At 40.4% G+C, this 7,050-nt stretch carries 9 protein-coding genes; all 9 read right to left on the reverse strand.

Features of this window, described 5'->3' with window-relative positions; genetic code table 11:
* Positions 1-39: 39 nt before the first annotated feature.
* A complete protein-coding gene (locus GY065_RS12660; RefSeq protein WP_174834416.1) occupies positions 40-399 on the reverse strand; it encodes a hypothetical protein in 360 nt (119 codons plus the stop codon).
* Positions 400-524: 125 nt separating this feature from the next.
* Positions 525-989, reverse strand: coding sequence for an Imm9 family immunity protein (imm9, locus tag GY065_RS12665; protein WP_025315304.1), 465 nt, complete (start codon positions 987-989; stop codon positions 525-527).
* A gap of 19 nt (positions 990-1,008) precedes the next feature.
* Positions 1,009-1,779: an RHS repeat domain-containing protein gene (locus GY065_RS12670; RefSeq protein WP_202984100.1), complete on the reverse strand. Its 771-nt coding sequence runs from the start codon at positions 1,777-1,779 to the stop codon at positions 1,009-1,011.
* Between the two features lie 99 nt (positions 1,780-1,878).
* Positions 1,879-2,352, reverse strand: a complete 474-nt coding sequence (locus GY065_RS12675; protein ID WP_174834418.1) for a hypothetical protein — start codon at positions 2,350-2,352, stop codon at positions 1,879-1,881.
* Between the two features lie 5 nt (positions 2,353-2,357).
* The gene (locus tag GY065_RS13675; RefSeq protein ID WP_174834430.1) at positions 2,358-2,651 is read right to left on the reverse strand and encodes a polymorphic toxin type 50 domain-containing protein; all 294 of its coding nucleotides are present in this window, start codon (positions 2,649-2,651) and stop codon (positions 2,358-2,360) included.
* A 69-nt stretch (positions 2,652-2,720) separates the two neighbouring features.
* Complete coding sequence (locus tag GY065_RS12685; RefSeq protein WP_174834420.1) at positions 2,721-3,548, reverse strand: RHS repeat-associated core domain-containing protein; 828 nt, start codon at positions 3,546-3,548, stop codon at positions 2,721-2,723.
* A gap of 108 nt (positions 3,549-3,656) precedes the next feature.
* Entirely contained in the window at positions 3,657-3,959 is a 303-nt protein-coding gene (locus GY065_RS12690; protein ID WP_174834422.1) for a hypothetical protein, read from the reverse strand.
* Positions 3,960-4,269: 310 nt separating this feature from the next.
* Positions 4,270-4,860 carry a hypothetical protein gene (locus tag GY065_RS12695; RefSeq protein WP_174834424.1) on the reverse strand — a complete coding sequence of 197 codons (591 nt, stop codon included), beginning with the start codon at positions 4,858-4,860 and terminating at the stop codon, positions 4,270-4,272.
* A gap of 1 nt (position 4,861) precedes the next feature.
* The coding region (locus GY065_RS12700; RefSeq protein WP_174834426.1) for an RHS repeat-associated core domain-containing protein at positions 4,862-7,050 on the reverse strand (2,189 nt) is incomplete at its 5' end.

Consider the following 7,050-nt stretch of genomic DNA (forward strand, 5'->3'; position numbering starts at 1 on the left):
AAAAGCTAACATCTTATTTTCCAATTGAGGAGCCACTTATTAAAATATTGATAATCCACCTAAAATATTTCCTGATTTGTCAATTAACCAAAATGTATTTCTGGCATTAGGATCACGACTTGGTATAATGCTTTGATGTCCAAGGCTACCCTTTAATGTTGTATCTACTTCAATATTATAGTGTTTTCCTTTGTAATTATATTGAATATCTGGCTTATTTGTACCCACTTTATTTCCATTAAAATCTACTTGCTGTTGATTTTTACGGATTTCTTTAGCACCTTTATCTCTAGCATCCTTAATAATCTTGTCAATAATTTTATTATGCCCTTCACCACCGTGTTTTTTGCCTTTACCATCATTTGCACATGCTAATCCCCACGGATCAATCCAAGTCAACCCATTAGGCGCATACTGATACAGATTCAAGCCACCCAGCAATTCTACCTGATCAGTGAATCTACATGTATCAGGATAATAATACTTTGAAAGCCCGTTTTCTTAATAAGTTCATTATTGTTATTTTAATTCTGCAATTTTATTCTCTTGCCGCCACAGACAATACCTTTCGTAAAGGCTAAATCTATTGCACGTTTTGCACTTTCGAAAATATAACTATACAAACTCTCGTACTGTTCAAATTCAGGATCTAAAATAAAAAATTTTTCATTTAACGGTTTAAAAAAACTTTCTTTTACTTCTCTTAACCCATATGGAGCCTGGCTCTTATCAGGAATGCAAATAGAGATAGAAATAACATACTCCTTATCTGATGGATAACGCATTGACCTTTTGAAAACTCCAATACCATTTGTAGCCCGTGAACTAATCATTATTAAAATACGCCACTCATTTAAATCTAAAATATTTATCCGCGGCAACAAGTTATCAATATATTTGTTCAATTCTACCCACATGAAATGCATATTCACATTGTCATTAATTTTTGGTACTTCAGTAGGTAATGACACCATTATTTTTTTTTCCATAATATACCTTGTAAAATTGTTAGCACCACTTGTTCTTTTTAGTACTGGGTTTATAACGTTTATCTCTTTCTCGATTGTGTGGCAATTCATGTCCTAATCTTCTTAAAAGTCTAACTCTTCCTGCCTCAATTCTTTTCATTTTACCTTTGGTTATTCCTCTATAAGTACGGACTAGTTTCGATTCTGCATTTTCAAAGTTAGGGTCTTTTCGTACTTTTCTTGCACTCGTATAAGCACGTCTATTTTGTCCATTAGCCATTACATCTTCTGCTTTACCAATTCCTGTTTTAGCACGGCGTCCAGATTCCTTATCAATTACATCATATAAAACCCAATCTCCATTAGTGTCATTACTATTTTTATGCCATCCAAGTGGATCAATCCAAGTCAACCCATTAGGCGCATACTGATACAGATTAAACCCACCCAGCAGCCCAATCGGATCAGGCTGAGTAAATCTACCTATATCCGGATCATAATACCTGAACGTATTGTAATGTAAGCCAGTTTCTCTGTCTAAATATTGTCCCTGATATCTGAGGTTTTGCTCTATGGGTTCGTGTTCGATTTCATGAATCCGCTTTCCCCATAACTGAAAGCTACATTCCCACAGTATTTTACCGTTTGCATCCGTCAGCTCCTCCGGCATGCCGTTCAGGTCGGTATGGAAGTAGTAGATGTGTTGTTCCTGATTACCATTTCTGTCTATCCGCGCCAGCGGTTCATAGCTGTACTGGTCAGTATACAGGTACAGGCTCTGCCGTTTGTCTGCGCTGCTTTCCTGAGTCATTTGCAGTCCGTCCCACAGGAAGGTGGTGCGGTTGCATGGCTTACCGTCACGGTCCAGCCGGTGTTTTTCAATCCGCCGGCCGAGGGCATCGTATTTTAATTAGATATTTTCACTGATTGACAGTCCAAATGAAAATAATAGTGCTAAAACTGATGCTTTTTGATTTTCAACATTAAATGGTGAGGTGTCTATATCAAATTCATACAAAAGCTCATTTTTATTTAGTAAAATAAAACCATAAGAAAATAATATATTTATTAGATCAGAAAATTCATGATACATTGTATCAATGCAATTGATTACTTTATTTTCATAATAGAAAAAAGCATATGTTGACACCAAAGATAAATATAAAAATGCTGGTTTATTATAATGTTCAAATTGAAGAGATATGCAAACATCATAATTTAAATCAGTATTATCTATTACTTTAAATAAAGAATAAATATCATGTAATATACTCTGATATTTTAATGAGTTATATGACTCCATTACAAAATGAAAATTTGGTTTTTTTAAATCTCCATATGCATTAAGAATATCGTGAAAAATTTGATTGATTTTTGCGTGCATTATTATCAATATTCCTTTCCTGCTGGGTGTCCGTGTGCTTCACCTTTGGAATCGACATGAACTCGGACTTTTGTTTGTATTCCGCCATTGGGGCCAGTTCCAACTCGACTACCAGTTTCTATATCAAATTTACCCGGTTGATTTAGTGCAGGCCTTCCCTGAGCTATGGTATCACGTACTAATTTATCAGTATTAGCATTACTATCAAATGCTGATGTTGGTTTACTTTGTTTTATTCTATTATTATATTGAGGCGTACCCTGAATATGCCCGGCTTGTTTTTGTTGATTAATTTTTATCTGCTTAGCAGCTTCAGATCTGGAAACAAATCGTCCGTTTTGACCATAAAATCTTTGCGCTTTATGATTTCATTTTATACAACTCCAGCCCCACGGATCAATCCACATCAGCGCATTGGGCGCATACTGATACAGATTAAAGCCACCCAGCAATCCAATCGGATCAGGCTGAGTAAAGCGGCCTGTATCCGGATCGTAGTACCTGAAAGTATTGTAGTGCAGTCCGGTTTCTCTGTCTAAATATTGTCCCTGATACCTCAGGTTCTGTTGTATCTCTGTATGGGCAATCTCCTGTATCGGTTTGCCCCACAGCTGGTATGAGCATTCCCACACAATTTCACCGGCTTCATCCGTCAGCTCCTCTGGCATGCCGTTCAGGTCGGTATGGAAGTAGTAGATGTGTTGTTCCTGATTACCGTTTCTGTCTATCCGCGCCAGCGGTTCATAGCTGTCTTCGTCAGTATACAGATACAGGCTCTGCCGTTTGTCTGCGCTGCTTTCCTGAATTATCTGCATCCCGTCCCACAGGAAGGTGGTGCGGTTGCATGGTTTGCCGTCACGGTCCAGCCGGTGTTTTTCTATCCGCCGGCCAAGCGCATCGTAGACGTAGCCGTAGCGTTCAGTATGGTTCAGCTGTTCGATACGCACTTCGGTCAGGCGGTGTTCGGCATCGTAATGGTAATACTGGGTACCGCTGGCGGTTTGTTTGCTGCGGGTACGTCCGTGTTCGTCGTAGCTGTATTTCAGTCCGCGGAAGCTGAGCAGCTGATTAAAGCGGATCAGGTTCTGATTGCTTTCTTCTTCACCGCGTCTTCTGTCCAGCAGGTTGGCCGCAGCATCGTATTGCAGGGTTTCCCAGTACGCTTCGTTGCGGCAGCTTTCGATGCGGCCGGTCACGTCGTAGCAGTAATCACTCTATCCTTGATGTAGGAATTAGTAGATGGAACGAGAGTTAAATAAAAAAGCTGGTAAGATTTGATTTTTTTACCCAGCTTTCTTTATCATCTAAAAAGGTAATGTCCTTTTAATAGGAGCAAATTTTCTAATATCCACACCTTGTAATTTAAAGTAATAAAAAGCATCTTCTATATTGGAAAACTCACTAAATTCTTCAGTTGCATAATCTTCGTATATTTCCATTTTATTTTCAGGTATGTGGAAAAGATAAGTATTATATTTTTCATTCTCTTTTTTAATAGCATATTCAAATAAATAATTTTCACCATTTATATCCTTTATCTCATCAAAACCTCTAACCTTACCATTCTCTATGGCAGTGATTAGTTTTTTTATATACAAATTAACCATCTATATCAATCCTCAACATTGTCCTATCAGAACGTTTAATATTTATATGAGGCAAAGAAGCATTCTATTTCCTCTATCGTTGTATTAATATTTTTCAATTATTTTTATTTAAAACTATCTAACCAGTCGAATATCTAAAATTATTAACAATATAATTTACAATTTAATTTTTTATAAAAATTTATATTTATAATTACAATAAATGATTATATCTATATTTTTTTATGTAAATCATGTGTTTAATAAATTATTATATATTATTTTACGATTGTTTGAATTGTTATACTTTACAAATATTTATCAATTGTAATTATGCCGATTGCTCTAAAGTAGTATATTTCTGAGTATGTACGTCCCAAAAAATGTATAAATAACTTGTATCATGTCTAATTTCAGTTATATCTATTTGTCCTATAAAGAAAAGGGGCTTATTATTTATTATTGGCCACTCAGGAGATTGAAGCCATTTAGGTCTATTTTTTAAAAATTTGAAATCTTTCTTAATTTGTAATTTTAGGGCTTTTTCTAAATTTTTGCCTTTTTCGTTTTTATATTTTTCCATGATTAATTGGAAATAAGACTCGTTGAGAGATAACCAATTTGGTTGAATTTTTAAAAATAAGTTATATTTTTTACTAGCACTATTATTATAGACAAAACTAATATTTCTTTTTTCTAGAAATAATGCGAGCATACTTTTACTATCAAGCTCTCCAGATGGGCATGATAAATCAATTTCAAGAAGAGCATAAAAAAGATTTACGGTCTTAATATATGATGGAATTTGTGTTTCTTCAGATAAAATGTTCTCTATATCCTTATTATAATATAGTTCTTTTTGAAAATTTTGTGGAGAAAGTGAACCTTCTACATATTCTTTGATAATAGTCATAGAATCCATTTTAGTTATTTCCTAAATTTCTATATGGATCAAGTTTAGAGTGCTGTTCTCTCGTAACTTCACGAAGATTAATAGGATTGTTTACATTTGCACCCCCATTGCGTTGAGGATTGTGATGGTGTAATTCCATAGGATTGCCATTTGCGTCAAGAGGGGCATTTCCCTTTTTAATGCGATCAAGGTTTCCACTACTGAATTCTTGTGAAGTTCCTTTTGTAGCTTCATACCGATTTTTCCAATATCTTTTCCTTACAACTTCCCAAGACGGATTATTACCATTAGTGAGCGGTTTATCAATAGCGTCACCTCTTTTCCATTTTTTAAATTTTACATTACAAGATAGTCCTAAAGGATCAATCCACGTAAACGCATTTGGCGCATACTGATAAAGATTAAAGCCACCCAGCAATCCAATCGGATCAGGCTGAGTAAAGCGGCCTGTATCCGGATCATAATACCTGAAAGTATTGTAGTGCAGTCCGGTTTCTCTGTCTAAATACTGTCCCTGATACCTCAGGTTCTGTTGTATCTCTCTATGAGCAATCTCCTGTATCGGTTTGCCCCAAAGCTGGTATGAGCATTCCCACACAATTTCACCGGCTTCATCCGTCAGTTCCTCCGGCATGCCGTTCAGGTCGGTGTGGAAGTAGTAGATGTGTTGTTCCTGATTACCGTTTCTGTCTATCCGTGCCAGCGGTTCATAGCTGCCTTCGTCAGTATACAGATACAGGCTCTGCCGTTTGTCTGCGCTGCTTTCCTGAATCATCTGCAGTCCGTCCCACAGGAAGGTGGTGCGGTTGCATGGTTTGCCGTCACGGTCCAGCCGGTGTTTTTCAATCCGCCGGCCAAGTGCATCATAGACGTAACCGTAGCGTTCAGTATGGTTTAGCTGTTCGATACGCACTTCGGTCAGGCGGTGTTCGGCATCGTAATGGTAATACTGGGTACCGCTGGCGGTTTGTTTGCTGTGGGTACGTCCGTGTTCGTCGTAGCTGTATTTCAGTCCGCGGAAGCTGAGCAGCTGATTAAAGCGGATCAGGTTCTGATTGCTTTCTTCTTCACCGCGTCTTCTGTCCAGCAGGTTGGCCGCAGCATCGTATTGCAGGGTTTCCCAGTACGCTTCGTTGCGGCAGCTTTCGATGCGTCCGGTTACGTCGTAGCGGTAATCACTTTGTCCCTGTCGGTTGTGTTTTTTGCTTACCAGCCGATCTAGATTGTCGTAGCTGTAGCTGCGGTCCAGTATGATATCCGGCAGGATGCCCGCTCCCGGACGTTTGGTCTGTTTGCCGGTCAGGCGGCTGGTGCGGTCGTATTGAAAACTGGTATTCATTTTGCCCTGGCTGCGCAGGGTTTCCCGGTGCAGCAGGTCGCGCTCGATGTCGCTGATAATTTGACCGTCCAGGTTAATCTGGTGCAGATGGCCGGAACCATAATACAGTTTGTTGATGGTACGTCCGTCCGGTAGGGTGGTGGCGATGCGGTTGCCCAGTTTGTCATACTGATGCTGCAGAACACCCTGTGCAGTGGTTTCGCTCAGCAGGTTGCCCATTATGTCGTAGCTGAAGCTGATCAGTTCCGGTTCGGCTTCCGGCGCTAAACCGGCGGCTTTAAAGCCGACTTTGAGCAGGTTGCCGGCTTTGTCATACTGGTAGGCGGTGGTGCCGTCGGGGGTGTATTTGCCAGTTAAGCGCCCAATGGCATCGCGTTTGAAGCGGTGTTCGATCTGATGCGGGCTGCCGGCTGCAAAACACACGCTGCTGACGTTGTCGAGCAGGTCGTAGCTCAGCTGCTGTCTGCGTCCGTCCAGATCGGTCTGTTCGGTCAGGCGGTCGCCGGCATCATACTGAAACCGGTACTGTTCGCCGTTTTCGTTGGTCAGGGCGGTGAGGCGTCCGTAGGCGTCGTAGCTGAAGCCGAGCTGACGGCCGGCGGCGTCGATGCGGGTATGTACCAGCCCGCGCTGATCGCGGCGGTAGCGGGTGGTGTGGCCGGCCGGATCGGTATAGCTTTGTAGCTGGCCGGCGGCATTGACGTTGTAGTGTTCCTGCCGTCCGTCCGGTAGAGTGGCGCCAATGAGCTGGCCGGCTGCGTTGTACTGGTATTTGCTGCTGTTACCGATGGCATTGGTGATGCTGGTGAGGTTACCAGCGGTATTGTAATAGAAATGGGTGATGGAGCCGGAACAGTCTA

The sequence above is a fragment of the Snodgrassella sp. ESL0323 genome, from assembly GCF_013346865.1.
GTDB classification, from domain to species: Bacteria; Pseudomonadota; Gammaproteobacteria; order Burkholderiales; family Neisseriaceae; genus Snodgrassella; species Snodgrassella alvi.

Bases quoted from the DNA above. Each gene is read 5' to 3' on its own strand.
- GY065_RS12670 (WP_202984100.1), bottom strand. From the start codon at position 1,779: ATGACTCAGGAAAGCAGCGCAGACAAACGGCAGAGCCTGTACCTGTAT.
- GY065_RS12695 (WP_174834424.1), bottom strand. From the start codon at position 4,860: ATGGATTCTATGACTATTATCAAAGAATATGTAGAAGGTTCACTTTCT.
- imm9 (WP_025315304.1), bottom strand. From the start codon at position 989: ATGGAAAAAAAAATAATGGTGTCATTACCTACTGAAGTACCAAAAATT.
- GY065_RS12675 (WP_174834418.1), bottom strand. From the start codon at position 2,352: ATGCACGCAAAAATCAATCAAATTTTTCACGATATTCTTAATGCATAT.
- GY065_RS12690 (WP_174834422.1), bottom strand. From the start codon at position 3,959: ATGGTTAATTTGTATATAAAAAAACTAATCACTGCCATAGAGAATGGT.